Raw genomic sequence first — 25,245 nt, forward strand, 5'->3', positions numbered from 1 at the left:
GAGATCCCTACGCCGACATCACGTCGTCAATGCGCGATCCACCTCGGAGCGACGCCATCGGGCGAGCGTATCCGACCACCTGCGGTCGCCATGGGCAATCGCCGGCATCCGTGCTGCGCCGCAGATCCGATCACTGATCCGGCGGCCGTGCAGTGGCGCGACCACGGAAGGCTTCGACAGCCGTCGGCAGGGTCATGAAGATGCGGTCCTCCCCGATCTTCTCGACCAACCCAGCGGCGTCCAGAAGTTCACGAAGGTCCTGCTTCACCCGGGCCATCGCGAAGACAATGCCGCGTGTCTCGAGATCGCGGCGCAACTGGTCAAGCGCATCGACCGCGGTGAGATCCACTTCGACATTGGCTTCGGCATTGAGCACGAACCATTCGATCGGACCCACGCCCTCCGCATTCTCCGCAACCGCCGCAAGGGCGCGTTCACGGAAATCCTCGGCGTTGGCGAAGAACAGCGGCGCGTCATACCGGTAGACCATGAGTCCGGGCACCGGTTTCGCGTCGGGATAGTCGTCGAGATCGTGCATCCCTGCCACACCCGGCACCAGCCCGAGGACGCCGTCATGCGGCCGGGCCACCCGCCGAAGGAGGTCGAGGATGGACAGCGCGATGGCCACCAGCACGCCGTAGAGCACGCCGAATCCGAGTACCGCTGTGGTGGTGGCCAGCGCCAGCAGCAGTTCGCTGCGCCGGAACCTGCCGAGCCTGCGGAACTCTGCGACATCGATGAGCCGGAGCGCGGCGAACACGACCAAGGCGCCCAGGGCCGCGGTCGGGAAGTTCTCCAGGAGGCCGCGTCCGAAGAACATCACCGCGACCACGGAGGCCAGCGCCACCAACGAATACACCTGGGTCCGGCTACCGACCGCGTCCCCGAGAGCAGTACGGCTGCCGCTCGAGCTGACCGGGAAGCCGTGCGTCAGACCGGTTGCCACATTGCAGATCCCCAAAGCTCGAAGTTCGGCGTTGGCGTCGATGTTCTCGCCCTTGCGCGCCGCGAAAGTGCGAGCGGTCAGCGCATTGTCCGAGAAGGCCACCACCGCGATTCCAGCCGCGGGAATGAGCATCGCCAGCAGATCTGCGGCGGGAATCACCGGCACACTCGGAGTCGGCAGGCCCGCCGGTATCTCGCCGACGACGCGGATCCCCCGGGATTCGAGCGCGAAGACCACCACCGCAGCAGTCGCGGACAGGACAGCGACCAACGCGCCCGGGAACTTCGGCGCCACCCGCCCGATCGCCAGCAGCATCACCAGCACGGCCGTGGCGAGTATGACGGTCGGCCAGTGGGCGCCAGCGGCGCCGGTGACGAAACTCCGTATCTGATCCACGAATTCGGCGCCCTCGACGGTCACACCGGTCACCTTGCCCAGCTGTCCGCCGATCATGATGACCGCCACCCCGGTCATGTAGCCGATCAGTACCGGCCGCGACAACAGGTCAGCCAGAAAGCCCAACCGCAACAATCCGCCCAGCAGGCAGAACCCGCCGACCAGGACTGCCATCACCGCCGCGAGCACGGCATAGCGGGCGGGGTCGCCCAACACCAGCGGCGCCAGCGCGGTGGCCGTCATGAGCGCGGTCGTGGATTCCGGTCCCACCGACAGCTGCCGTGACGACCCGAGGAATGCATACACGGCCAATGGCACCAGCGCCGCCCAGAGGCCGGCTACGGCGGGGAGGCCCGCAACCGTCGCGTAGGCCATCACCTGCGGAACGAGGTAGGCAGCCACGGTGACGCCGGCGAGTATGTCGCCGCGCAGCCAACCACGCTGATAATTCAGAAGCGGGCGCAACCCAGGGGCCAGCGTCGACCAGCTCGCCGACGAATTCCTCGGTGACGTCATAGCAGAGACAGTGTGCCGAACTCGCCGAACGGTATGCAGCCGAATGGAGAGTTGGACGCTGCAGCCCCCTCGATGTCACTGATCGACACGCGCGAAGACCGGTCGATCAGACATTCGGCCAAGGCACATCCGGTGAGCGATCGATGCGGCATCATCTGGATAGCGCGACGGACGGAAACGATCGAAAGGCCCCCTTGCCCGGCACAGAATCCCAGGACCACAACGACGTCGAGAGACTTGCCGATGCACTCCTGGCAGCAATCGAGGAGGGCGCCGAGGCGGACACCAGCGCCGCGGACACCCCCAATGACCTGATCAGCGGTGCGGCCTTCGCCTTCCGGCGCATCGCGATCGAGTTCGTCCGTCGATACAACCGCCTCGAGGTGACCTCCGAGGCCACGACTCCAGACGACCCCGTTCTCTTCGTGGCGAATCACGGGTTCGGCGGGATCTTCGACCTCAACGTCTTCGCGGTGGCAGCCACGCTGGAACAGCTGGCACTCGAGCGCGAGGTCACCATTCTCACTCACCAGTTGGCCTGGACGCTGAGAGTCGGCAGCCTGATAGAACCTCTCGGGGCGCGCCCCGCCGACAAGCAATCCGCGCAAGAGGCATTCGCGCGGGGTGACCACGTCGCCGTGTTCCCCGGCGGCGACATCGACTCTGCCAAGTCGTGGGACGACCGTAACGTCATCAAGTTCGACGGTCGCGCCGGGTTCGCCCGGTTGGCCATCGAAGCGGGTGTTCCCATAGTCCCCATCGTCACCGCCGGCGCCGGCGAGTCTCTGTTCGTGATTTCCAGCGGGGAACGCCTGGCTCGGGCGCTCCGGCTCGACAAGCTCCTTCGTCTCAAGTCGGCCCCGATCAGCGTTTCTCTTCCCTGGGGCATCAGCGTCGGCGCCGTCGGGTTGCTGCCCTACCTTCCGCTGCCCACCAAGCTGGTCACTCGCGTACTACCCGCCATGTCGGCATCCGACGGCGAGAATGCCGACGAGTACGCAGCCCGCGTCCAAGCAGCGATGCAAGATGCGCTCACCGACATGACCGCGACGCGAACCCCCCTCATCGGCTGACGCCCACACTCGCTGCGGCGCGGCGCCATGCCGCTGTGCCGTGCCACCGCGCTTGATACCACGCCGCCGGCCGATCGTCGGCCAGAACATCTCCGACCGGCTGCTGCACATCCGCCGAGCGTGATCACACCCGAGGGCCTGCCCGCTCAGACGACCCCACGGTCACCTTTACCCCCGACGGCGACTTAGTCCGAGCAGCCGCCACCGGGACATGACTAGTGCTGTCCAGCAGGGCATCTCGGGACTCAGGGCAGACACCTGCCAGCCGGGCGAGGCCGCCGTCGATACCGGATCCCACATTTAGTGATTCTTTGTCATTGACATGAAGTCAATCAAATCGTAGGGTCAAGCGAAGTCGCCGACGAATCGGAGCCCGCAATGGCCTCACGCGCAGAACAGATGCGCGTCCACCAGGACCTGCGGCCCCTGGTGTTCCACGATCCGGTGTTCCGACAGCTCGCCAGGTAGCCCACACCACCCCGGCACCACGCCCCCGACCATGAGGAGAAACGAATGACCACCCTCGACGCCACGACCACCGAAACCGCCGCCGACGTCCTCGACCGGGTGCGGGCGCTGCAACCGTTGATTCGCGAACACTCGGCTCAAAACGAGCGCGACCGCAAGGTCTCCAACGAGGTCATCGCCGCACTGCAGGACGCCGGCGCTTTCCGACTCGCGGCGCCGCGTCGCTTCGGCGGACTCGAGGCGGGGCTGCGTGCCATGCTCGACCTATCGGCCCTCATTGCCGAGGCCGACGGTGGAACATCCTGGGTGACAACGCTTTCCAACATCAACGCATGGTCGACGTGTCTCTATGACGAAGCTGTCGTCGCCGAGATATACGCGAACGGACCCGACACCATCCTCTCGGGAGTGGTGTCCCCCGGTGGCACAGCACGCAAAGTGGCTGGCGGCTACGTCATCAACGGACAGTGGCCGTACTCCTCGGCGAGCCTGCACGCCGACTGGGTCTCCGGCGGCGTATGGGAGGTCGACGGAGACGGCGACGAAATCGACCAGGCGATGGTCGTCATGCCCATCGCCGACGTCGAGATCAAGGACACCTGGTACGTCGCCGGGATGCGCGCCTCGGGAAGTAACACCATCGTCGCCGACGAGGTGTTCGTGCCCGACCACCGGCTCAGCTCCATGCTGCCGGTCGTCTCCGGCGGGTACCTGGAGCAGTACCCGGACAACCCCTTCTACCGGGCGGCGTTCGCCTCGATGCTGGTGCTCGTCCTGGTCGGCCCCCAGCTCGGATTCGGCCGCGCCGCCCTCGACATCGCCGTGACGAAGGCCTCGGCCAAGGCCCTGGCCTACACGAACATCGAACATCAAGCCGATTCTGTGGCCTTCCAGCTGCTGGTGGCCGACGCCGCGTCGAAGATCGAAACCGCACACCTGCATGCCTACCGCGCCGCCGACGACGTCGAGAGGTACGCCGCCCAAGGCGTCTACCCCGATTTCGCCGCGCGCGCCCGGATGCGCGCAGACTCCGCCGTCGCGCTGACGAGCATCAATTCCGCCATCAACATCCTGCTCAATGCCTGTGGCGCTGGCAGTTTCGCGGATGTCAACCCCATGCAGCGCATCTGGCGCGACTCCAACGTCGGACAGCGGCACGCGGTGATGCTGCCCCAGGTCTCGATGGAGACTTACGGAAAGGCGTTGCTGGGCAAGACCGATCACATCACCGCCATCCTCTGATGCGCACCCCCGACCGGCCACCGAGAAAGGCGAGCGATGCCTGAGATCACCACGTCGCGAGAGATCGATGCCTCGCACACGCACGTCTGGTCCGTGGTGTCCGACCCGCGGCGGTTCGCCGACTGGAACACCTTGCACCTGAGGTGGGACGAGGAACCGCCCGCTGAACTCGTCAAGGGAACGCGCCTCGTCGACGTCGTGAAGATCAAGGGCATCGTCGACACCATCGACTTCACCACCGACGACGTCCGCAACCCCGGGTTCGTATCCCTGTCGGGCAGGGGCAGCACGGGATCGTCCGTGGTGCTGGAGTTCACGGTGGACGATCATCCCGGCGACCGTTGCGTGGTCACCCTGCACATCGATTTTTCGAGTTCAGTCCTGTTCGGACCGCTCGGCAAGGTGGTCGAGCGCGCGTTCCGCAAGGAACTCAACGCCTCGCTGGAGAAGCTTGCCGACGTCGTCACCGGAGCATGAGAACGCCCCGTGCCGGTGGTCTACGTCGAGGACTGCGCGTCGACCTCGTTCAATGCGCCCTCGACCCCCATTGCGGGGTCGAGGCGGGTCGCCTCGCGAACGATCGACGCGGTCATTCTCACCATCCAGTCGACCATGTCGTCTTCGGCGAAGGGCTGCTCGTTGTTCAGCCAGAAGATGGTGGCTTCGTCCATGGCGCTGACGGCGGCCCGCCCCGCCATGCGCACGGCCGGACGTCGGGGATCGACGCCGAACAGTTCGGCGGTCGCTTCGACAGCTCGCCATCGGGCTGCCTCAAACACCTCCCATGCCACCGGATCCGCGCCGCGGCCACCCAGGATCAAGCGGAGGGCGAGACCACGATGGGTGGCGAGGTAGCGCAGGTGCGAGGCCATCGCGTGGCGGATCTGTTCTGCGGGTGGCAGGTCGGGCTCGAAGGCGAAGGCGACCTCGAGTTCTTCCGCTGCTCCGCGCATCGCCTCCAGATAGATTCCGCGCTTGCTTCCGAAGTAGTGAAACAGCAGCCCATGTGCGACACCCGCAGCCTTCGCGATGTCGCTGACGGCAACGTCGTCGTAGGTCTGTTCGGAGAAAATCCCGACCGCGGCGGTAACGATCCGTTTGCGGGTTTCCACAGCTTGCCGGGCTCGCGCGGTGGGTTTCCTCGTCGCCATGCTGCCCCCCTTCGACTTCGAACGCTCGGCTACTGCGACGCAGCGGCGCTTGTCCATCGTAAGTCAATGACCGACAGTCAACGGCATTGCCGGCGGGCCCGACGTGCGTGGCCTGATCTTGGACCGTGAACCACGCAGTGGCATGGCCACACGGTCTTCACCTGAAGAGTCCTGTTCTTCACCGACCAGAGGAGTTTCGGTGGTCACCCACCTCGTTCGCTACCGCCACCACCAACGAGTCGGGTGGGGGGTCCTCGCCGACGGAGCCATCTCTGCTCTCGACGGGAGCTACGACCGCACCGCCGACCTGATCGAGCACGGCGAATCCGATTGGCGCGCCGCCGCGGCCACACCCGGTGACCTCGCGTTCACGGAAGTCGAGCCGCTGTCACCGGTCACCACCCCCTGCCGGGTGATGTGCCAAGGAGCGAATTACCGCCAACACGCCATCGAATCCGGGATGAATCCCGACGAACGCGCGTTCAACCTGTTCTTCGACAAAACCGACGCCGCCATCACCGGGCCGAACGCTGCGGTCACCCGTCCGGCCCACGTCGCGCTCCTGGACCACGAGATCGAACTGGCGCTGGTCATGCGCCGAGCCGTCAATTCGCCGACCATGATCACCCCGGACACCCTGCACGAATACGTTTTCGGCGTCACCATCGCCAACGACCTGTCCGCGCGCGACGTGCAACTCCCCCAGGGCCAATTCCTGAAGGGCAAGAGCTACCGGGGCTTCTGTCCCACCGGACCGGTGCTGGCCGTACTCGAACCCGAAGACTTCACGCTGCTCGACGACCTCGATCTGCGGCTCGACGTCAACGGTTCACCGCGCCAACGCGACAACACCGCCAACATGCTCTACCGCCCTGCGGAGACGATCACCGAGTTGACCGAGTTCTGCGATATCAGCCCCGGAGACCTCCTGCTCACCGGTACCCCGCACGGATGTGTGGCCACCTCCCCGCCGCCGCTGGTGCGCCGGCTCGCCACCGCGCTGCTCCCCGAGGACAAACTGTGGGCATCGTTCATCAAGATCAACAAGGGCAAGCCGTATCTGCAGCCCGGTGACCTCATCAACGCCTCCATCCGCAATCGCAGCGGTTCCCTCGACCTCGGGACCCAACGGACCCTCATCTCAGCACCATCGGAAGGAGACCGCTCGTGAGCGCGACGCCCAGCCCACTGCAACCGTCGGACCCGGAGGAGACCGACACCGCATCCTCGGCGCCCGACCTGGATCGGCTGCCCGACCGGGTCGTGCCCGCCTTCATCGCCCACTGGGTGGTCAAGACGGCCCGCAGCGCCGAGATGATCGACTGGTACGGACACGTCTTCGGCGCGCGGGTCGTGCACGAGGACGACCAGATCGCCTTCCTCACCTGGGACCACGAAAGCCACCGGCTGGCACTGGTCAAACTCCCAGCACCGCTGCGGCTCGCCTTCCCGTTGGCTCGGTTTCGGCGCAAGACCTACGGAATCGACCACCTTGCGTTCACCTTCCCCTCGCTGAAACACCTACTCCTGACCTATGAGCGACTCACGTCGGCCGGAATCGACCCCGTGTGGTCCATCAACCACGGACCCACCACCAGCCTCTATTACGAGGACCCCGAGGGGATACGGCTGGAGTTCCAGGTCGAGAACTTCCCGACGGCCCAAGAGACCGCCGACTACTTCAGCAGCCGGGAATTCGCCGACAATCCGATCGGCGTCAACGTCGACCCGGACTACCTACTGGAACGTCTGCGCGGTGGCGAGGAGGAGTCCGAGTTGCTCAAGCGGGGCGCGGGGACTCGGCCGGGCACTAGGCAGCGGGCCAACAAACGCACAATCACCTGGAAGACATTGTGACACATGCGTACTGAAACGGTCATCGGTCGTACGGGTGCCGCCGGACGTACTACGATCGGAAAGCTCACGGCCCGCCACCAGGAGCAGTCATGACCCGTACGGAGCCGACGCCGCCACTACCAACGGACGCGCGTCGCGAAGCGCTGGCGCAGATCCACGACGCGACGCTGTGGCTGTCCACGGCGATCGTGCACCACGCCAATCGTGTCCGACCCAACCCGACCGGCCTGAAAGTCGGTGGACATCAGGCCTCCTCGGCGTCGATGGTCTCCATCATGACGTCGCTGTGGTTCGAGCACCTCCGACCCGAGGACCGTGTCTCGGTGAAACCGCACGCCTCCCCCGTGCTCCATGCCGTGAACTACCTCCTCGGCGAACTCGACGAGAAGTACTTGACCACCCTGCGGGAGTTCGGCGGTTTGCAGAGCTATCCGAGCCGATCCAAGGACCCCGACCCGGTCGACTACTCCACCGGCTCGGTCGGGATCGGTGCCACCGCCCCCATCTGGGGTGCCATCGCCCGCCGCTACGTCGACACCACCCTTGCCGACTCCGGTGCCGGTCGCCAGTACTCACTGGTCGGTGACGCCGAACTCGACGAGGGCGCGGTGTGGGAGGCCATCCTGGACCCCTCGGTGCAGCATCTCGGTGAGATCGTCTGGATCGTCGACATGAACCGCCAATCCCTGGATCGCGTCGTCCCCAACATCGCGGCCGGACGGCTGGAGTCGATGTTCTCCGCGGCCGGCTGGCAGGTCGTCACCGTCCGGTTCGGCAGGCTGCTCGAGGAGCTGTTCGCCCGCTCCGGTGGAGGCGCGTTGCGCCGCCGAATCCTGGACATGCCCAACCCCGAGTATCAACGCCTCTTGCGTTGTTCCGCAGCCGAACTGCGGGAGCGACTGCCCGGCAGCGCGACCGACGCCGAGCAGATACGCACGCTCGCGGATGAGTTGGATGACGCCACGTTGATCGCGGCGATTCGCAATCTCGGCGGCCACGACCTGGATGCACTGCGCGAGGCGTTCGCTCAGATCGACGACACCCGTCCGACGATCATGATCGCCTACACCATCAAGGGATACGGCCTTCCCACCATCGGACATCCACAGAACCACTCGTCACTGTTGACCGACGAGCAGTACGGCGACCTGGCCATGACCCTCGGCAAGGACGTCACCCGGCCGTGGGCCACCTTCGACGCGGACAGCCCCGCGGGCCGTCTGTGCGCGGCCACCGCCGCACGGCTGCACAGAGTTCACCCGACGCCGGTGCCGCCGCCCGCGGTGCCCCCAGACCTGGGCCGCACCCCGCCCGCGGTGACGACCACCCAGGCAGCCCTCGGCCGCGCCCTCCTCGACCTCAGCCGAGACGCACCCGAGGTGGCCCGACGCGTCGTCACGGTCAGCCCCGACGTCAGTTCGTCGACCAACCTCGCCGGCTGGCTCAACAAGGTGGGGGTCTGGTCGACCGACGAACGGCGCAACTGGTTCGACGACGATCGCGAAACGATCATGCACTGGCGGGAGAACCCCACCGGGCAACACATGGAACTCGGCATCGCCGAGACCAATCTCGTCGGCCTGATCTCCGAACTCGGTGCCACCTGGAACCGCTGGGGTCAGCCGCTGTTTCCCATCGGGGTGCTCTACGACCCGTTCGTGGAACGAGCGCTGGAACCCTGGTCCTACGGCATCTACGCCGGCGGCCAGTCGATTCTGGTCGGCACCCCGTCGGGCGTCAGCCTGGCCGCCGAAGGCGGCGCGCATCAATCGATCAAGACTCCGTCCATCGGTCTCGAGCAGCCCGGATGCGTCAGCTTCGAACCCGCGTTCGCGGTGGAAGTCGAATGGGCGCTGATGGATTGCCTGTCGCGGCTGGGCCGCCCCGAGGGCTCCTCGTCTTACCTGCGATTGTCCACCAGGCCGGTCCGGCAGGAACTCGCCGACATCCCCACCGACCCCGTTGCGCGCGAACGCCGTCGACGCCACGTCGTCGCCGGCGGCTACACCCTCAGGACCACCGCAGGCGATCCAGCCATCACCCTGGTCACCATGGGCGCCATGGTGACCGAAACCCTAGAGGCCGCAGAGCGATTGGCGCACCTCGGCGTCGCCGCCGACGTCGTGTGCGTCACCAGCCCCGGACGGCTCTACGCGGCGCTGCAGGCACGCCGCGGGCTCGACGGCGGTCCGTCCTGGATCCTCGACCAGATCCTTCCCGCCGGCCGTGCCGCCCCCATGGTCACCGTCCTCGACGGACACCCGCACACGCTGACCTTCCTCGCCACCATCAACCGGGTCCCGGTCATGTCGCTCGGCGTCAGCAGATTCGGACAGGTGGGATCCCTCGACGCGGTCTACGAGTACCACGGCATCGACTCCGACAGCATCGTCCGCGCAGGTCTGGATCTCGTGAACTGACGCGGCGCGGGCGTCGTGTCGACCACACCCCGCCATTCCCCGAGCGTTTTCCCAGCGCATGAAAACGGCCCCCGGAGTGATCTCCGGGGGCCGTTTCAACTGGTAGCGGGGACAGGATTCGAACCTGCGACCTATGGGATATGACACAGACTTTTCTGATTGTGTTACTGAGTGCGCCCTCCGAGCGGTTCCGTCTGATCGCATCCGTCTGGGCCCGTTTCGCCGAGTTTGGTTCCCAAAATTGTTCCCAGATCAGACCGAATGGGGCGTCGCTCGATCTTCTGGAGTGCCTGTCAGGCTGGGAAGTTCTGTCCGTTACGGCGGCGCACACGGTCAGGCTCAATAGGGCAGGCGAGGTCCTACAGGCCGCATCCGAGAGGCAGGGTTGCTCAGGCGGGTGCACCAGGTCTAGCACGCTTCATCGGCACGCTGCTGCGCTTCGTCTGCGATGCGTCGCAACGCATTCTCCGTGGCGTGAGTAAGTTCGGCAGGAACACCGAGTTCTTCGAGATAGGCTGCGGTGTCGTGCATTTCGTGAGCGCGCCGATCGGCATGAGTGCGGGTGCCGCTGAGCAGACGATCGATGACGGCGTGCCCATCACCAGCGAGTTGGGCCGCGATCTGATCGCGGATCCACATTTCATACCCCGCTGCTGCACCGGCGGTGACTGCTTCGGTGACGACACCGGCCAGTCCCTTCATCAGCACGCTGCGGAGAAGTTTGTGTGCCATCGCTGATCCTGGTGGTCCGTCGACGATCTCGACGTGCGCGCCCCATCGTCTCGCGACCTCAGCGACCTGGGCTGCACCATTGCCGGCGACCATAAGCGGTGTCTGCGCACCATGCCACGACACTGGCCCCAGGATCGCTACATCGCAGAATTCGGCGCCGGCACCTTCGACGAGATCGGCTACAGCCCGCATGGCCGACGGGGCCGACGATGTGAAGTCCGCATAGCAGGCGCCTGAGGCCAGCTGCCCCACGACGGATTCAGCGACGGGGTGAGATGCCTTGGCGGCGGTGAGGACGAGAATCAACTTGGCACCGCGTACGGCGTCGGCGGCCCGGTCTACCCGCGTCACTCCCGGTGGGGTTGACACTGGACCGGGGTCGAAACCGACTACTGACCAGCCAGTTTCAGTGAGCGCTGCCGCATATTTCGCGCCCGCTTCACCGAGACCGATAACCGCGCAGTGCGCACGTTCCGTGGGTTCGGTGGGTTCGGTGGGTTCGGTGTTCATCATCGCCCCGCCTTTATCTCTGCGCGCCGAGCCGTCTCGTCTGCGAACTTGGCTTCCGCGGCCTTCAGTACGTGCTCGGCATCCTGCTGCGGGACGATCACAACTCCGTCGGCGTCACCGAGCACGATGTCACCGGGTGCGACTGCGACACCGCCTACCGCGATGACGCTGCCCAATCGACCCGGGCCGTACTTGTAGGGACCGGCCGGTGTGACAGCGCGCGCGAAGACAGGCAGCTCGATCTCACCGATGATGTCGGCATCGCGGACTGCGCCATCGACGACGAATCCCGCCAACCCGAGTACTTTGGCACGTTCGGCCATCAGTTCACCCAGAAGGGCGCGTGATTCGTCACCCTGGCCGTTGACGATCAGCACGTCTCCAGGGGCTGCCATCCGCATGGCTTCGTGCAGAAGTTTGTTGTCGCCGGCACGGGTCCAGACGGTGAAGGCCGGCCCGATGATCGTGGCGCCGGGCCACACGGGTTTGATCCGCGCATCAAGCGCACCGAGGCGATCCATCGCGTCGCCGACATTCGCCGCCGGGAGCTGGGCGAATCTCTCCAGCATCTCGGGCGACGGGCGGTCTACACCGCTGCTTGGGTGGCCTGTGGTCGAGGTGTGCATCAGTTGGCTTCCTGGCTGACGGCGGGCATGAGCTCCTTGTAGGTGGTCTCCTGCTCGGTCCACAACTGCTCGTACTGCGTGGCGTCGAGGTATCGGGTCTCCAGACCCAGGTCAGTCATTTTGGTGACGACTTCTTGCTTCTCGATGGCCGACTTGAGCGCCTCCTGCAACTTTTTCGACACCGCGTCGGGCAGGCCTGCCGGTGCAGAGTAGCCGCGCGCGGTGGTCGACACGACGTCGTATCCGGACTCCTGGAACGTCGGCACGTCGGGCAGGAACTTGCTGCGCTGGGTATCCATCACTCCGAGGACACGGATTTTGTTCTGCTTGACGAGATCGATCACGTCGCTGGTGCTACCGACGTAGACCTGTACGTGATTGCCGAGAAAAGCTGCGACAGCTTGCGATTGACCTTCGGAGAAGTGCACTGGTGAGAGTTCTGCCCCGGTGACCTCATTCATGTCGGCGATGGCGAAATGCTCGCCGGTCTGGATGCCGGTTGTCGTCGCGGTGATCGTCCCCGGCGCCGCCTTTGCGGCATCGATCAACGAACTCAGTGATTCGTAGGGGCTATCCGGTGCGACACCAACGACGGCGGGATCGACGACCTGCATGCCTAGCGGTTGAAAGCTCTCGCGGGTGTACGTGGCGCCCCGTGCCGGATCCAGCGGCGAGACCACCACCGAAGGCGAGCCCGTCGCGCCGATCGTGTACCCGTCGGCTTTGGCGCCCGTCAGCTCGGTGTATCCGATCTGACCACCCGCCCCGGGGCGGTTGACGACCTCGACGTTGGTTCCGAGGTTCTTCTCCAGTTCGGGGGCGACGAGACGGGCGGCGGTGTCGACGGCGCCGCCGGGCGCGAACGAAACGACCAGCTCGATCGGTTTGTTACCCGGAAAGCCGTCACCGGCGCTGCCACTTTCCGTCGGGCGACCGCAGCCGGACAGGGCCAAGCTCGCCATCAACGCAGCGGCAGCCGCGATTCGAAGTTGTTTGGTGGACATCATCTCTCCTTGATTTTCGAAGGGGTGGGTTCGGTGATGGTCGGAACCGTTCAGGTCTCCGGATCGTCTTGCAGCAATCGCGGTTTGCGGAGCTTCAGCAGGGGGCTGATGACGATCAGGGCGGCAATGATCAGCAGGACTGCGCTGATAGGCCGGGTGAAGAACACCGTCGGGTCACCGAGCGACAGCTCGAGGGACTCGCGCAGTGAGCGTTCCATCAAGGGCCCCAGGACGAGCGTGAGTACCAATGGGGCCAAAGGGATGTCGAGTTGACGCATGGCCAGCCCGACCACACCGGCGCCGATCATCACGAATACGTCGAACACTGTGAAGTTGATCGTGTAAGAGCCGACGACGAGGAACAGCAGGATGATCGCCGCCAGAACCGGATACGGAATACGCAGGATCGAGGTCCACAACTTCACCAACGGCACATTGAGCGCGAGCAGGATCACGTTGCCGATGAACAAGCTGGCGATGATGGTCCATGCAATCGCCGAGTCCTCGGCGAACAGGGTGGGGCCGGGGGTGAGTCCCTGCTGCAGGAACGCCCCCATGAGGACCGCGATGGTCGGTGAGGCCGGAATTCCCAGCGTGAACAACGGGATCAGCGCGCCGTTAGCGTGGGCGTTGTTGGCGGTCTCCGGACCGGCGACGCCCTCGACAGCGCCGTGGCCCAGATCATCTCGGTGGTGGGAGAATTTCTTCTCCGCACCGTAGGCGAGCAGCGACGATACCGAGCCGGTCATACCCGGGATCAGACCGAGGGCAGAACCGATGACAGTTCCCCGGCCGATAGAGGGTGTACTGCGGCGCCAGTCTTCGCGTGTCGGCATCAGCGACCGGAAGCCGGGTGCTTTCGGCGCGGCGATCTTCGAGCGGCCGGCCATCAGCAACTCGGACAGGCCGAAAAGGCCGACGACAATCGCGACAAAGCTGACACCATCGAGCAGACGGTCGGCGCCGAAGGTGAAACGCGGGGCGCCAGCGACCGGATCGACCCCGATCATCGCGATCAACAGCCCGAGCACACCCGAAATGAGCGCTCGAACCATTGACTTACCGGACAGCGCCACCAGCAACGACAGCCCCACCATGACGAGCGCGAAGAATTCGGGCGGGCCGATTCTCAGGCCGAGGGACCCGAGCGGTTTGGCCGCGATGACCAGAAGGACGGTTGCGGCTGTTCCTCCGACGAAGGAGCCGACGGCCGCAATGGTGAGTGCAGAACCAGCGCGGCCCTGCTTCGTCATCTCATAGCCGTCGAGCGTGGTGATGGCTGATGCCGCTTCACCGGGTGTATTCAGGAGCACGCTGGTGATCGTTCCGCCGTATGTGGTGCCGTAGAAGATGGCAGCGAGCATGATGATCGCGCTCGCCGGATCAAGGTTCATGGTCAGTGGGATCAGCAGGGCGACTCCGGCGACAGGCCCGATCCCCGGCAGGACCCCGATGAGGGTGCCCAGTAGGCATCCAATCAGGGCGAACGCGAGGTTCTCCCACGTCAGCGCAGCGGCGAAGCCGTTCGCCAGTTCATAGAGGACGTCCATCTACAGCCCCAATCCCGACAAGAACGGCAGTGAGGACAGCGGTAGTTGCACGGCCAGAACCCGGTCGAACAGCACGAAGACCCCGATACTGCCGACAAGGGCTACCGACGCGGCCACCCACCATTTCTGGCGGCCGAGAAACATGAGCTCGGCGAAGAGAAATACCGCCATCGAGATCTGGAAACCAATCAGTTCCATCACGGCCGCCAGCACGATCAAGCCGCCGACGACGCCGAGAATGTAGGGGCGGTCCAATGGCTCGGCCGGACCGTCGTCGTCCCAGGATTTGGTAGCCCGGCGGCGGTCCAGAACCGTCTGAACCAGCCAGGCTGCCGCGAGCCCGACGAGAGCGACGCCAAGGATCAGAGGGAGAAGACCCGGGCCGGGACCAAGTTTCGTCCATAGGCCCAGCGATCTGGATTCGACAGCCACGTAGAGGCCCACCGCGATCAGGACGAGCTGAGCAGCGAGCACCAGAACACGCTGAGCCACGGGCGAAGGGGTGTCCGGCGGCTGCGCTTGAGCATCGGGATATGTCACCGTTGATACCGTTCTATCATTGTGTGATAGCTCCTATCACTTGATGCAGTAATGGTGGTCACACCTGGCCGTCGATGTCAACCCCGAACGGAATTCCCACGTGCTTGTCCCCGTGGACACTTGTGAACGTCCCGGGGCTCTGCTCAGCGCACGTCGGTGCGCGGTGTTGAACGCGCACACGTCGATTGAAAGCCGCGACGGTGGCTTGGCAGGCGAGCCGTGATGTGCGAGGAGGCGGATCTATCCGGTCACAGGCAAGCGGGCGCCCAGCGCCGTTGCCGCGCGGCGAACCTCGTTGATCACGCGCGCGACGTGCGGCTCGGTCATCTCGTCCGCGGGACCAGTGATTCCCAACACGGCCACCAACGTCCCGCTTGGCGATCGGACCGGGGCCGCGACCGACGCGATCCCGTAACTACGCTCGCTGACCGAGTAGGCGTGTCCATCGTCACGGATCCTGTCCAGTTCGGCGAGAAGGTCCGACTTGGTCGTAGCTGCGCCCGAAGCCAGAGGAATGGGCTCGCGAGGGACGATCTGATCGACCTCTTCGACATCGAGTTCGGCGAGAAATATCTTGCCGGCCCCCCCGAGGTGCAGAGGAAGCCGTTCACCAACAGGCAGCACGTAGCTCAGTGGATTCGCGCTCTCCACCCGGGCCACCAGAACGCGCGAATTCTCCACTCGCACATAGAGCGATGCCGTAAAACCGGTGATTGCGGCCAACTGCTGCAGCGTAGTCTGCGCCAGGAGGCTCAACGGGTTAGTCACCATGAATGCGTGTGCCACGGCCAGCGCCGCAGGGCCGGCAGTGTATGTGTCGCCGGTCCGGGCGACGTAGCCGCGGGAAAGCAAGACGTTGAGGATGCGCTGACCGGTCGCAACGTGAAGACCGCTGAGACGCGCGACTTCGCTGAGACGCAACGGTTGCTTCGCAACCTGCAGCACAGTCAGCACGTCGAAAGCGCGATCCAAGGACCGCATGTTGCCATTCGGCGCAGCCATCTCGCTCCTCAAACCGTTTGTGATTGCATTTATCATCCTACGAGATGCGAAGGTGAGCGAGCGGGCCTAGTCGCCGCCAACGAACAGCGCACGGCCAACGCTTCACGTGCGGAAAGCGTGATGTGTGCGGATTCTGGTGCTGTTCAGTCCCACCGCGGCAATCGCGACGCAGGATGAGTGACCATGGATTCGCGAATCCCTCCCGCTTTCAGCTTCTTCCAGAGATCGTTGACGGTGACGGGTGCTCAAGACCCCACATCGCAATTGATCTCCGGGGGCCGCTTCAACTGGTAGCGGGGACAGGATTCGAACCTGCTAAGGGATATGAGCCGGGCGCCAGGGCTCGTCACGTCTCATGAGCCCAGTTCATGGCACGTTCGCTGTCGTGGACATTCCACTAGGTCCCAACCGCTCGGGTCGGAGGGGAATTCGACGGTCAGGTATGCGTGCAGGGTGTCGCCCTCGTTGCGGAACTGGTGCCGGACGCCTCCGACGACGTGGCCGTCGAGTACTGCGCGGCCGGCGACGACCTCTTGCCGGCGCGGATCGCCATTATCGGACGGCCGCTGTTCTACTCAGAAACCGGACGCTCGGAGGACATCCTCGCCAGCTCTACACCCACGCGACCAACAGCTGAAGCCCTAGCTGTCAACTCGATACGTCGTCGACCAGCCCGAGTGGCCAAACCTGATCACTGCCTACTTGAACGGGTTGAAGGTGCGACCCAGGACGTATTGAAGCCGCTGCGGGATAGGGCGCATCGCTGCAGCGGTCAGCTTGTTGACAGTGCCCGGCACGCAGACGGGGTTGCCTTTGGTGACGGCGGCCCATCCCTCCCGAACCACTGGTTCGGGCTGTTGCCACAGGAAATTCGGGAGTCGGTCGGCGGCATCGCGGGTTCCCATGACGTCGTGGAACTCGCTATGGGTGAAGCCGGGGCACAGCGCGGTGACGTGGATACCGTGGGGTTTGAGTTCCATGTCCAGCGACTGGGAGACGTCGAGCACGTAGGACTTGATGCCGGTGTAGAGCAAGCCTCCGCCCGGCGGACTCAACGCGGCCAGTGAGGACATATTGACGATGCGTCCCCACCGGCGTTCCTTCATGCCGGGAATGACGCGGTGGATCAGTTCGGTCGGGGCGGTCACCATGAGTTGTATCTCGCCGGCCACCGACTCCCACGGGGTCTTGGAGAACGTCGTGCTCGACGACAAGCCGGCGTTGTTGATGAGTACGTCAATGCGCAATCCGACCTGGCCGGCGTGATCGATGATGGCAGCCGGCGCGGCGGGGTCGGTGAGGTCGGCGGCGAAGACCTCGCACCGCACGCCGTGCGCCTGGCGGAGGTCCGCAGCCAGTTCTTCGAGACGCTCGGCGCGGCGGGCGACGAGCAACACGTCGTGTCCCTCGGCGGCGAGGTGGCGGGCGAAGACGGCTCCGATACCAGCGGAGGCACCGGTGATCAGGGCGGCTCGTCGACTTGTCGACATCGGAAGTTCCTCTCTCGTCATACTAGGGTCGTTCGCTTTCGTGGATGGAGACGCGCAGTGCGAGTTTCACGCAGCGGCCTACCGGGCTCGGCGAGCGTCGTCGTTGGCTACGTCGAAGGTCTCGTGACCATGTCGGCCAATTCTGCGAAACCCGCCCCGACCACCAGGCGATGAACGGCAGCCAGGCGGGTCGGGGCCGTCGACGGCGGTGTGATCAACGGGGTTCACCTCCGATGTGACGGTTCAGGAACGCGATCTGATCGGTCACGACCTGCTCGAAATGCGGCTCCAGATACGGCTCGAAATGCGTGATGTCGTAGGACCGCACCTCCCCCTTCGGGATCCGTGCCACGATCTTCCGCGCCTTCGCGTACGGCGTGACGTCGTCCTTCGTGGCGAGTTGAACCAACGTGGGCACGGTGATCTTGGCGGCGCGTCGACCGGGTGAATACATCGGCACGCGCAGGGCGATTCGGGCGGCGACGTCGTTTTCGGCCTCGAGTTGCGCGCGCAGGTGCTCAGCCGCCTCGCCCCCAGCCATCTCCTCGACGAGTTCATAAGCGCCGGGTGAAGTCATCATCGCGAACTCGCCGGGCCTGCCGATGGACGTGACTCGATACGGTTCGCGCCCGAGCCACGCGCCCACCTGATCGCGCAGGCCTGCGGCGATGAGACGCGCGACCAACTTCGGGGATTGAGAGAACGCTGAAGCCGGTCCGGAGACATGGGGCACCTGGACGATGGCGGCCGCGAAACTCCGGTCGCGGGCGGCCAATGTGAGAACGTGGCCACCGCCGAAAGAAGAACCCCACCCCACCACCCGAGTGGTGTCCACGTCGTCCAAACTACGGGCGTAAGCGACGGCGGCCCGCCAGTCCGCCTGCTGTTTGGCGATGTCCAGAACGCGGCGGGGCTGTCCCTCGCTGGCACCCCAGTGCCGGTAATCGAACACCAGAGCGGCGTAGCCCGCCTGAGCAAAACGCACGGCGTAGGCGTCCAGGCGCAGTTCGCGGAACGCGGCAAATCCGTGTGCCAACACCACAATGGGCGGATTCTCGACGCCGTCGGGCCGGTACAGCCACGCCGCGCACGACGTGCCCCCAGAGGAGAACGTGACGTCGGTCCGGACGTAGGTGTGCTCAGTCATGTCTCTCCCTGTGGTGCGCAATCTTCTTGATTGTCGTTCAAGAAGGTTAGCAGTATCTTGAACAGCAATCAACACACTGATCTAAGCTGACCGCATGCCGCGAAATCGACGACCACGGGCATCCGAAGAGAAACGTGCCGAAATCGTCGCAGCGGCGCGAAAGCTGTTCGTCGACGCGGGGTATGACGCCACGTCGATGAGCCGTCTCGCCGCAGCGGCCGGCGTCGCTGCTAACACCGTGTACTGGTATTTCGGCGATAAAGACGACGTGCTCATCGCGGTGCTCGACGATGTGATGACCGACGTGTGGTCACAGTACGAAGCGGTGGCCAACGAGTCGATTTCCGCGCGACTTTTCTGGGTGGTGCGCCAGCTGCAGCAGATGAGCCGGCTAGTGAGCGCCGTGCACGCCCGAGCCGAACGTTCATCGACAGTTGCCCAGTGGCACAACAACTTTCACCTGCTCACCGGGAGCATCTATCGATGGGAACTGCAGAGCGCTGGTGCCCCCGAAGCGGTCCTCGACGCCGAAGTCATGATCGGCGTGTTCACCATCGAAGGCTTGCTGATGCATCCCCTCGGGGAGGAACAGGAGCGTGCGATCTGCGACACCCTTGCCGCGCGCTGGTTCACAGCACCGCCGCAACAGATCGATCCCGAATCGTTGTCGTAGCACACGCCGCCTGAGTCTCACGACAGATCGAACGAGCGACTTCTCGACAATTCCCATATCCAATTTCTGCCCTTTGTCGTGCCCTGTCGCAGAACCCACACCGCCCCACATGGGTTTGTTACGGGTTCGCTTCTGGTTGGCGGGAAAACTAAACCGTCACAGGTGCGCGCTGCCGGGAGAATTGCAGTGCGTCGTCGTCGATCTTGCCGTCGCGGATGACCCGCAGGTCGACGAAGTAATTCTGCTTGAGCCGCCACGGTGCCTTGGAACCGGACTTCGGGATCCGGTCGGTCGCCCGTTTGATGTAGCCCGAGGTGAGGTCCAAGAAGGGCCGGCGCTCGACGTCGCTGCCGGGCTGGCGCGGCTCGACGGTGGTCAAGCCGTTGTCCTCCATGTAGTTCAGCAGGCGGCTGACGTACTCGGAGGTGAGGTCGGCCTTGAGCGTCCAGGACGCATTGGTGTAGCCGAACGTGAAGGCCATGTTCGGGACACCGGAAAGCATCATGCCCTTGAAAGCCACGGTGTCAGCGACATCGATAGGCGCACCGTTGCGTTGCAGCTGGGCGCCGCCGAAGAATCGCACGTTCAGCCCCGTGGCGGTGACGATGATGTCGGCCTCGAGCGTCTCGCCGGACGTCAGCAAGATCCCCTCGGGGGTGAACCGGTCGATCGTGTCGGTGACGACGTCAGCTCTGCCCGTACGGATCACCGTGAAGATATCGCCGTTGGGTGCCAGGCACACCCGCTGGTCCCAGGGCTTGTAATCAGGCGCGAAGTGCTTGTCGTAGTCGAAGCCCTCGGGCAGGCGGCGCTCGGCCATCGAGCGCAACGTTCTGCGAAAGACACCGGGCAGCATGCGAGCGATCTGATATTGCGCGGTGGCGGTCAGGATGGCCTTCCACCGCACCGCCGTGTAGGCGGCCTTCTGCGGCAGCAGCCTGAATGCCCGCGCCGCGAAGGGATCCTTGTCGGACAGCGAGCCGATATAGGTCGGGGTGCGTTGCAGCATGGTGACGTGGCCAGCGCCATCGTCCGTCAGCGCGGGGACCAAAGTGATTGCGGTGGCACCGCTGCCGATCACAACGACCTTCTTGCCCTGGTAGTCGAGATCCTCCGGCCAGTGCTGCGGATGCACGATCGTCCCGGCGAAATCGTCGGCGCCGGCGAACTCCGGCGAGAAACCCTCGTCGTAGTCGTAGTAGCCACTGCACGCCCAGAGGAAGCCGGCGTGAACGATTGCCTGCTCGCCGCCGCGGTCGACGGTGATCTCCCAGACGCCGTCCTCGTCGGACCAGTTCGCCGACACCACCTTCTGGCCGTAGCGGATGTGCTTATCGATGCCGTTCTCGGATGCTGCCTCGTCGAGGTAGTTCCAAATCGAAGGACCACTGGCGATCATCTGGTCGGTCGCCCACGGCTTGAAGTGGAAGCCCAGGGTGTACATGTCCGAATCCGACCGGATACCGGGGTATTTGAACAGGTCCCAGGTGCCTCCTAGCTTCTCGCGGCGCTCGAGGATGGCGTAGCTCTTGCCGGGGGCTTGCTGCTGTAGGTGCCATGCGGCACTGATGCCGGAGATCCCGGCACCCACGATCACTACGTCGACAAAATCGGTCATGATGTAAAGCTATCAACAGTGCGTCGAAAAGGTCAACACCGTGTTGAGAAACTCGACACCATGTAAAGTCGGCTGCGTGACCACCGCCGCTACGGCCCGCGTGTCCCGCGGTCGCCGACCGATTCGCCGGTCCGGCGACGAGCGCGAACAGGCCATCCTCACCACCGCCGAGCGCCTGCTCGACGAACGAGGCTTCGCCGCAATCTCCGTCGACGAATTGGCCCGCGGGGCCGGGATCTCGCGCCCGACCTTCTACTTCTACTTCCCGTCTAAGGATGCGGTGCTGCGAACGCTGTGGGCGCAGGTGATTCGCGAGGTCGACACGGCGCTTGAGGTACTGGCCGATACCGCCGACGGTCGCGAAGTCTGGCGGCCCGGCATCAAGGTCTTCATCGACACCTTCGGCGCGCACCGGGGCGTCACGATGGCCGCATTCAGCTCCGACAACCCCGAGGTTCGTCAGATGTTCTCGACGTTCATGAGCAAGTGGATCGACGTCACGGCAACCGCCATCGAGGCCGAACGCAAATGCGGCGCCGCACCGGTCACTCTCCCTGCACACGACATCGCCACCGCACTCAACTTGATGAACGAACGCACGCTACTGGCGGCGTTCACCGGCGGGTCGCCCGCCGTTGCAACTGACCAGGTCCTCCAAACGCTGGTCCATATGTGGACGTGTGCGATCTACGGAGCGCGAACGGACTCGGGGTCAGCCGGAAGGTATGGCCAACCGTAGTCACGCCGGACGTTCGCGACCGAAGCGCGTTGGCGGCCGACAGCCGGCACCGATCCGGTGGCAACGTCCTCAAGCCGTCCGCATCTCGACCGCCTGACGACCTCCACTCGGCACCGGTCGCCACATTGCCGGCAGGACGAAAACCTTCGGTGAATCCTCAAATCGGGAAAACGGCTCGAGAATCACGATCCGGCGACGGTTGCGCCGCGATGCGCCACCACTGCGGCCTGAAGACGTCGTCAGCCGCTCAGGCGCATCACCGCCGTGTCCACACTCTCCTGTCCGCCGGTCCGGGGCAAGGACCGTCGGTAGGCCGAACAACGACAGGGACCTACTCGGTCGGTCGCAGAGTCGACAGACGACGACGTCTTCGCCCATCGCCCGCTCGATGAAACCCTGTCGGCGTCGTAGCGTCCATTTCCGAGAAACTCCGCCAGTTCCCAAACTGGTTTCCCAGACCGCATGAAAACGGCCCCCGGAGTGATCTCCGGGGGCCGTTTCAACTGGTAGCGGGGACAGGATTCGAACCTGCGACCTCTGGGTTATGAGCCCAGCGAGCTACCGAGCTGCTCCACCCCGCGTTGGTGAACGCAAGGTTACCTATGCCGAGGGCACAGCTCCAAATCGCGTGGTCGCCGACAGGATCAGCACCCTCGGAACGCATCGATCGTGCACAATCCGCTGGTCATCAGCGGCGTGTCCACCGGCAGACACGCACGCTCGCGCAAACCAGGTGAGGTGTGGTGCTGGTCACGGTCATCGAAATCCCTTCAGTCTGGTGTGCGACCAGCATCGAGGACCGCGCTTGGCGTCGGCTTGGCGCGCACACCAAGTGCCCGCCAAGGATTCAATCGGCCGTGGCCGGAGGGTTGGGGGTGCAGACGGCGGCGAAGTCCTTGCCATCCTTGGCGGCGACGTCGGCCGGGTTCAGCCAGCCGACCCCGTCGAACCAGAAGGTGTCGGCGGGATGATCCGGCGAACCGTTCACGATGTCGGATACCTCGGTCGTGGCACCGAAAGTCACGTCTTTGCCGTCGACCTGCAGTACCAATTGGTCGGCGGCGCGCCAGTCCATTCCGGCCGGCCATGACTCGGTCACGCGGAAACCCGGGTACGGCCCGCCCAGCGTCAGGTGTTCGACGTTCGCCCCCTCGGAAGCGGCGGCCGTCAAGACCAGGTCAGGCCCGCCCATGTCGTGCCCAAGGGTGAGCTTGGTGATACCCACGCATGGCGTGCCAGTCCAAATTTGCAGCTTCCCGTCGGTCTCCCTCGCGCCCCACGAGGGCAGCAGCGAAGGTGCGCCCGGCGGCGGGCGGTAGCCCTTCTCGCTGTCGCACGCGCTCGAGGCAACGAGCGCCGCCACGGCCACCGCGACGGCGAATCGACGACGAATCACCGCGTGTATCCCCCGTCGTGCAGGCCGGCGTCCTCCTCGAGGGGATTCGTCATGCCGTGCTGATCCATGTAGTAACCGGTGCCGTAGTCGATGCCCATCAGGAGCGTTCCCTTGTCCGCCCACTGCTGGGAGTGCCGCTCCTCGTGATGCAGGATCCGGTCAAGATCGAGGGTCCCCTCTCTGGCCGAGCCCGGTGTGGCACCGGCACCCCACTCATGTCCTGACTCGATCATGTCGCGCATCGTTTCCTGCGGGTTCTTCAGGTCGTTGATGTTGACCGCGAAGATGTCACCGTAGGTGGTCCCTGCTTGGAAGGCTGCGTAGTCGGTCGGCTTGCCGCCCATCGACATCAGCATCCCGTTCGGTGTCGTCGCGACCGCCGCACCGGTGTAGGGCAGTCCGGCGGCGACGAGGTAACTCCTGTCGTTCTCGTTCTGCCGGTCGATGATCCGCTGGATCTCGTCGGCCGAGTACGGCACTTCCTCGAAATCGTTCTGAACGTCGTCCGAGGTGCCCGCGATCCCGTCGTCACCGGCCGCGGCCTTGCCGTAGTCGGTACCGGCATTGAGCACGTAGGTCATCATGGTCGCCTTCTTGATGTCCGCCGGGCTGGTGCCGGGCGGGATGATGAAGAACGACTTGCCGTCGGCATCCTTGACCTCCTGCATGCCGTCGAAGACGTCGAAGTCCTGCGGGTCGATGTCGTGGGTGCGGGCGATGTCGACAATGGTCTCGGGTGGCACCCCGTTCTCGGCGGCGTTGCGCAGCCACTGTTCGTACTTGGACCCCTTCTCCACCGGACCGGTGAGCAGACCGGCGTCACGCAGCGCCTGCTCGTAGGCCGGAAGCTTCTGTTCGGGTGTCGCGTTGGGGTCCTCGGCCGGGGGTTCCTCCGGCCCGGCGAAGTCGATGTTCTCGGCCGCTTCGATGTCGCCGTCCTGGTACTTGCTCGCCGCCAGATAGAGCTTGTCGGAGAAGTCGGATACGTCGTTGCCAAGCGATTTCGCCTGACCGGTCAGCGATTCGCCGACCTCGGTGAGCGCAGACGCGGTCGCGAAGCCCGACATCCCTCCTGCCGCTTCCGAGACTTCTCCGCCGGCATGGTCGAACCAGAGCCACTTCGCGATCGTGGCAAGCCCGCTCGCGCTGTCGCGCATCCCGTCGATGCTGACTTCCAGGGCCTCCGGCGCCACGTCAGCCCCGGTTCGCCGTGCGGATCGCGCCTGCGGCGGCCTTGTCCGCGGCGTCGAACTTGTCGAGCGCCGTCTGGATCTTCGTCTGCAACTGCAGCCGCCTGATGTTGACCTCCATGGCGTTTCGCGGCGACAGCGCGCCCCACGCCAACAGTCGCCAGCCGGGCGTCACGGTCCCGTCGTCGGAGATGTCGAAATACCCCGCCTCGCCGCTGGTGACGAGGTCGGACAGCTCCTTGCGGATGTCGCGCAGGCTCCCCCCGTAGTGGTTGAGCTGCTTCTCCAGAGCCGACAGCTTGTCGCGGTAGATCACCTGGTCGCCGATCATCTCCGCACCGCTGACCTGAGCCGACTCGGCGGCGGTGCCGTTCCACTTGGTGTCCAGATCAGCGAACTGGGTGCGTCCGCTGGCGATCTGGACATCGACGTTCGACACCGACTCGACCACCTGACCGGCAGCGGTGATCAACGCCTCGGGCTTCGAGCCGAGGACCGCTGCGATTCCCGGAGACACCGTGCCGATCCCCTGTCTGCGTGGCCAGTGCCTCCATTGTGCGTGCCGGACTCGAGGGTCGGGCGCACCAATATCGCGATCAGGCCAGTCGGTCGGCGGCCTCGGCGACCGCTCGCATCCCGAGCCGTCGCGCCTGCTCGGACCACCTGCAGGGGTCCGAGCAGGCGATAGTGCACCGGTCGAGCTTAAAAGGGCCGTCCGCGCCGGTCAGCGCGCGCTGTTGTACTCGGTCATCGCGTCGTTGAGGCGCTGCAATGCCTCGCCGTACTGGGCGAAGTCACCGCTGCGCTGCGCCTCGCGGGCCGCCGTCAGCGCGGTCTCGACCTCCTGCAGGGCCTGCGCCTTGGCCGCCGACAACTGCTGCGGTCCAGCGGGAGTCGGCGGTACCGCGCCGGCGGGCGCCGGTGCCTCCGGGGCGCGGCCGGCCTGGTTGGCCGGCGGC

The 25,245-nt window shown here is 65.0% G+C and carries 23 protein-coding genes and 1 tRNA gene; 8 read left to right on the top strand and 16 right to left on the bottom strand.

From position 1 onward, the window contains the following. Nucleotides 1-130: 130 nt before the first annotated feature. A complete protein-coding gene (locus H7I41_RS27865) occupies nt 131-1,858 on the bottom strand; it encodes a SulP family inorganic anion transporter (RefSeq protein WP_264015883.1) in 1,728 nt (575 codons plus the stop codon). Nucleotides 1,859-2,001: 143 nt separating this feature from the next. On the opposite strand from H7I41_RS27865, the gene H7I41_RS27870 reads away from it, so the two are divergent. The 3 genes from H7I41_RS27870 (at nt 2,002) to H7I41_RS27880 (ending at nt 5,118) form a co-directional block, all read left to right on the top strand. Next, nucleotides 2,002-2,931, top strand: a complete 930-nt coding sequence (locus H7I41_RS27870) for a 1-acyl-sn-glycerol-3-phosphate acyltransferase (RefSeq protein WP_264015884.1) — start codon at nt 2,002-2,004, stop codon at nt 2,929-2,931. 513 nt (nt 2,932-3,444) lie between these two features. Then, entirely contained in the window at nt 3,445-4,641 is a 1,197-nt protein-coding gene (locus H7I41_RS27875) for an acyl-CoA dehydrogenase family protein (RefSeq protein ID WP_264015885.1), read from the top strand. 36 nt (nt 4,642-4,677) lie between these two features. Then, nucleotides 4,678-5,118, top strand: a complete 441-nt coding sequence (locus tag H7I41_RS27880) for a type II toxin-antitoxin system Rv0910 family toxin (protein WP_264015886.1) — start codon at nt 4,678-4,680, stop codon at nt 5,116-5,118. A gap of 20 nt (nt 5,119-5,138) precedes the next feature. Here H7I41_RS27880 and H7I41_RS27885 read toward each other — a convergent pair whose 3' ends face one another. Then, nucleotides 5,139-5,849 carry a TetR/AcrR family transcriptional regulator gene (locus tag H7I41_RS27885; protein ID WP_264015887.1) on the bottom strand — a complete coding sequence of 237 codons (711 nt, stop codon included), beginning with the start codon at nt 5,847-5,849 and terminating at the stop codon, nt 5,139-5,141. Nucleotides 5,850-5,991: 142 nt separating this feature from the next. Here H7I41_RS27885 and H7I41_RS27890 point away from each other — a divergent pair, with 142 nt between their 5' ends. From H7I41_RS27890 to H7I41_RS27900, 3 genes are all read left to right on the top strand, one after another. Then, complete coding sequence (locus H7I41_RS27890; protein ID WP_264015888.1) at nt 5,992-6,963, top strand: fumarylacetoacetate hydrolase family protein; 972 nt, start codon at nt 5,992-5,994, stop codon at nt 6,961-6,963. After that, entirely contained in the window at nt 6,960-7,649 is a 690-nt protein-coding gene (locus H7I41_RS27895; protein WP_264015889.1) for a VOC family protein, read from the top strand. Before H7I41_RS27890 ends, H7I41_RS27895 begins: the two co-directional genes overlap by 4 nt. 89 nt (nt 7,650-7,738) lie before the next feature. Beyond that, nucleotides 7,739-10,069, top strand: coding sequence for a thiamine pyrophosphate-binding protein (locus H7I41_RS27900; RefSeq protein ID WP_264015890.1), 2,331 nt, complete (start codon nt 7,739-7,741; stop codon nt 10,067-10,069). A gap of 408 nt (nt 10,070-10,477) precedes the next feature. Here H7I41_RS27900 and H7I41_RS27905 read toward each other — a convergent pair whose 3' ends face one another. The 8 genes from H7I41_RS27905 to H7I41_RS27940 form a co-directional block, all read right to left on the bottom strand. Beyond that, nucleotides 10,478-11,314, bottom strand: coding sequence for an NAD(P)-dependent oxidoreductase (locus H7I41_RS27905; RefSeq protein ID WP_264015891.1), 837 nt, complete (start codon nt 11,312-11,314; stop codon nt 10,478-10,480). Next, nucleotides 11,311-11,937 (bottom strand): RraA family protein, encoded by a 627-nt coding sequence (locus tag H7I41_RS27910; RefSeq protein ID WP_264015892.1) that lies wholly within the window; start codon nt 11,935-11,937, stop codon nt 11,311-11,313. Before H7I41_RS27910 ends, H7I41_RS27905 begins: the two co-directional genes overlap by 4 nt. After that, a complete protein-coding gene (locus tag H7I41_RS27915; RefSeq protein WP_264015893.1) occupies nt 11,937-12,941 on the bottom strand; it encodes a tripartite tricarboxylate transporter substrate binding protein in 1,005 nt (334 codons plus the stop codon). Before H7I41_RS27915 ends, H7I41_RS27910 begins: the two co-directional genes overlap by 1 nt. A gap of 50 nt (nt 12,942-12,991) precedes the next feature. Then, nucleotides 12,992-14,491 (bottom strand): tripartite tricarboxylate transporter permease, encoded by a 1,500-nt coding sequence (locus H7I41_RS27920; RefSeq protein WP_264015894.1) that lies wholly within the window; start codon nt 14,489-14,491, stop codon nt 12,992-12,994. After that, nucleotides 14,492-15,031, bottom strand: a complete 540-nt coding sequence (locus H7I41_RS27925) for a tripartite tricarboxylate transporter TctB family protein (RefSeq protein WP_264015895.1) — start codon at nt 15,029-15,031, stop codon at nt 14,492-14,494. A gap of 240 nt (nt 15,032-15,271) precedes the next feature. Then, a complete protein-coding gene (locus H7I41_RS27930; protein ID WP_264015896.1) occupies nt 15,272-16,033 on the bottom strand; it encodes an IclR family transcriptional regulator in 762 nt (253 codons plus the stop codon). A gap of 698 nt (nt 16,034-16,731) precedes the next feature. Then, a complete protein-coding gene (locus H7I41_RS27935) occupies nt 16,732-17,523 on the bottom strand; it encodes an SDR family NAD(P)-dependent oxidoreductase (protein WP_264015897.1) in 792 nt (263 codons plus the stop codon). 214 nt (nt 17,524-17,737) lie between these two features. Beyond that, the gene (locus H7I41_RS27940; protein WP_264015898.1) at nt 17,738-18,670 is read right to left on the bottom strand and encodes an alpha/beta hydrolase; all 933 of its coding nucleotides are present in this window, start codon (nt 18,668-18,670) and stop codon (nt 17,738-17,740) included. Between the two features lie 94 nt (nt 18,671-18,764). Between H7I41_RS27940 and H7I41_RS27945 the strand changes: the two genes are divergently transcribed. Then, nucleotides 18,765-19,343, top strand: a complete 579-nt coding sequence (locus tag H7I41_RS27945; protein WP_264015899.1) for a TetR/AcrR family transcriptional regulator — start codon at nt 18,765-18,767, stop codon at nt 19,341-19,343. 148 nt (nt 19,344-19,491) lie between these two features. Here the strand turns inward: H7I41_RS27945 and H7I41_RS27950 are convergent, their stop codons facing one another. After that, complete coding sequence (locus H7I41_RS27950) at nt 19,492-20,961, bottom strand: flavin-containing monooxygenase (RefSeq protein WP_264015900.1); 1,470 nt, start codon at nt 20,959-20,961, stop codon at nt 19,492-19,494. Between the two features lie 76 nt (nt 20,962-21,037). On the opposite strand from H7I41_RS27950, the gene H7I41_RS27955 reads away from it, so the two are divergent. Further along, on the top strand, nt 21,038-21,700 hold the full coding sequence (locus tag H7I41_RS27955) for a TetR/AcrR family transcriptional regulator (protein WP_264015902.1): 663 nt from the start codon (nt 21,038-21,040) through the stop codon (nt 21,698-21,700). A gap of 504 nt (nt 21,701-22,204) precedes the next feature. Here H7I41_RS27955 and H7I41_RS27960 read toward each other — a convergent pair. From H7I41_RS27960 to H7I41_RS27980, 5 genes are all read right to left on the bottom strand, one after another. Next, a tRNA-Met gene (locus H7I41_RS27960) sits at nt 22,205-22,281 on the bottom strand. A 266-nt stretch (nt 22,282-22,547) separates the two neighbouring features. Then, on the bottom strand, nt 22,548-23,069 hold the full coding sequence (locus tag H7I41_RS27965; protein WP_264015903.1) for a hypothetical protein: 522 nt from the start codon (nt 23,067-23,069) through the stop codon (nt 22,548-22,550). 23 nt (nt 23,070-23,092) lie between these two features. Then, nucleotides 23,093-24,289 (bottom strand): type VII secretion target, encoded by a 1,197-nt coding sequence (locus tag H7I41_RS27970; RefSeq protein ID WP_264015904.1) that lies wholly within the window; start codon nt 24,287-24,289, stop codon nt 23,093-23,095. 1 nt (nt 24,290) lies between these two features. Continuing rightward, nucleotides 24,291-24,803, bottom strand: a complete 513-nt coding sequence (locus H7I41_RS27975) for a hypothetical protein (RefSeq protein ID WP_264015905.1) — start codon at nt 24,801-24,803, stop codon at nt 24,291-24,293. Nucleotides 24,804-25,010: 207 nt separating this feature from the next. Then, a partial coding sequence (locus H7I41_RS27980) for a hypothetical protein (RefSeq protein WP_264015906.1) occupies nt 25,011-25,245 on the bottom strand: 235 nt, incomplete at its 5' end.

This window comes from [Mycobacterium] manitobense, assembly GCF_025821665.1.
In the GTDB taxonomy this organism is placed as follows: Bacteria; Actinomycetota; Actinomycetes; order Mycobacteriales; family Mycobacteriaceae; genus Mycobacterium; species Mycobacterium arseniciresistens.

Bases quoted from the DNA above. Each gene is read 5' to 3' on its own strand.
- H7I41_RS27865 (WP_264015883.1), bottom strand. From the start codon at position 1,858: ATGACGTCACCGAGGAATTCGTCGGCGAGCTGGTCGACGCTGGCCCCT.
- H7I41_RS27870 (WP_264015884.1), top strand. From the start codon at position 2,002: ATGCGGCATCATCTGGATAGCGCGACGGACGGAAACGATCGAAAGGCC.
- H7I41_RS27875 (WP_264015885.1), top strand. From the start codon at position 3,445: ATGACCACCCTCGACGCCACGACCACCGAAACCGCCGCCGACGTCCTC.
- H7I41_RS27880 (WP_264015886.1), top strand. From the start codon at position 4,678: ATGCCTGAGATCACCACGTCGCGAGAGATCGATGCCTCGCACACGCAC.
- H7I41_RS27885 (WP_264015887.1), bottom strand. From the start codon at position 5,849: ATGGACAAGCGCCGCTGCGTCGCAGTAGCCGAGCGTTCGAAGTCGAAG.
- H7I41_RS27900 (WP_264015890.1), top strand. From the start codon at position 7,739: ATGACCCGTACGGAGCCGACGCCGCCACTACCAACGGACGCGCGTCGC.
- H7I41_RS27905 (WP_264015891.1), bottom strand. From the start codon at position 11,314: ATGATGAACACCGAACCCACCGAACCCACCGAACCCACGGAACGTGCG.
- H7I41_RS27910 (WP_264015892.1), bottom strand. From the start codon at position 11,937: ATGCACACCTCGACCACAGGCCACCCAAGCAGCGGTGTAGACCGCCCG.
- H7I41_RS27915 (WP_264015893.1), bottom strand. From the start codon at position 12,941: ATGTCCACCAAACAACTTCGAATCGCGGCTGCCGCTGCGTTGATGGCG.
- H7I41_RS27920 (WP_264015894.1), bottom strand. From the start codon at position 14,491: ATGGACGTCCTCTATGAACTGGCGAACGGCTTCGCCGCTGCGCTGACG.
- H7I41_RS27930 (WP_264015896.1), bottom strand. From the start codon at position 16,033: ATGGCTGCGCCGAATGGCAACATGCGGTCCTTGGATCGCGCTTTCGAC.
- H7I41_RS27935 (WP_264015897.1), bottom strand. From the start codon at position 17,523: ATGTCGACAAGTCGACGAGCCGCCCTGATCACCGGTGCCTCCGCTGGT.
- H7I41_RS27940 (WP_264015898.1), bottom strand. From the start codon at position 18,670: ATGACTGAGCACACCTACGTCCGGACCGACGTCACGTTCTCCTCTGGG.
- H7I41_RS27945 (WP_264015899.1), top strand. From the start codon at position 18,765: ATGCCGCGAAATCGACGACCACGGGCATCCGAAGAGAAACGTGCCGAA.
- H7I41_RS27950 (WP_264015900.1), bottom strand. From the start codon at position 20,961: ATGACCGATTTTGTCGACGTAGTGATCGTGGGTGCCGGGATCTCCGGC.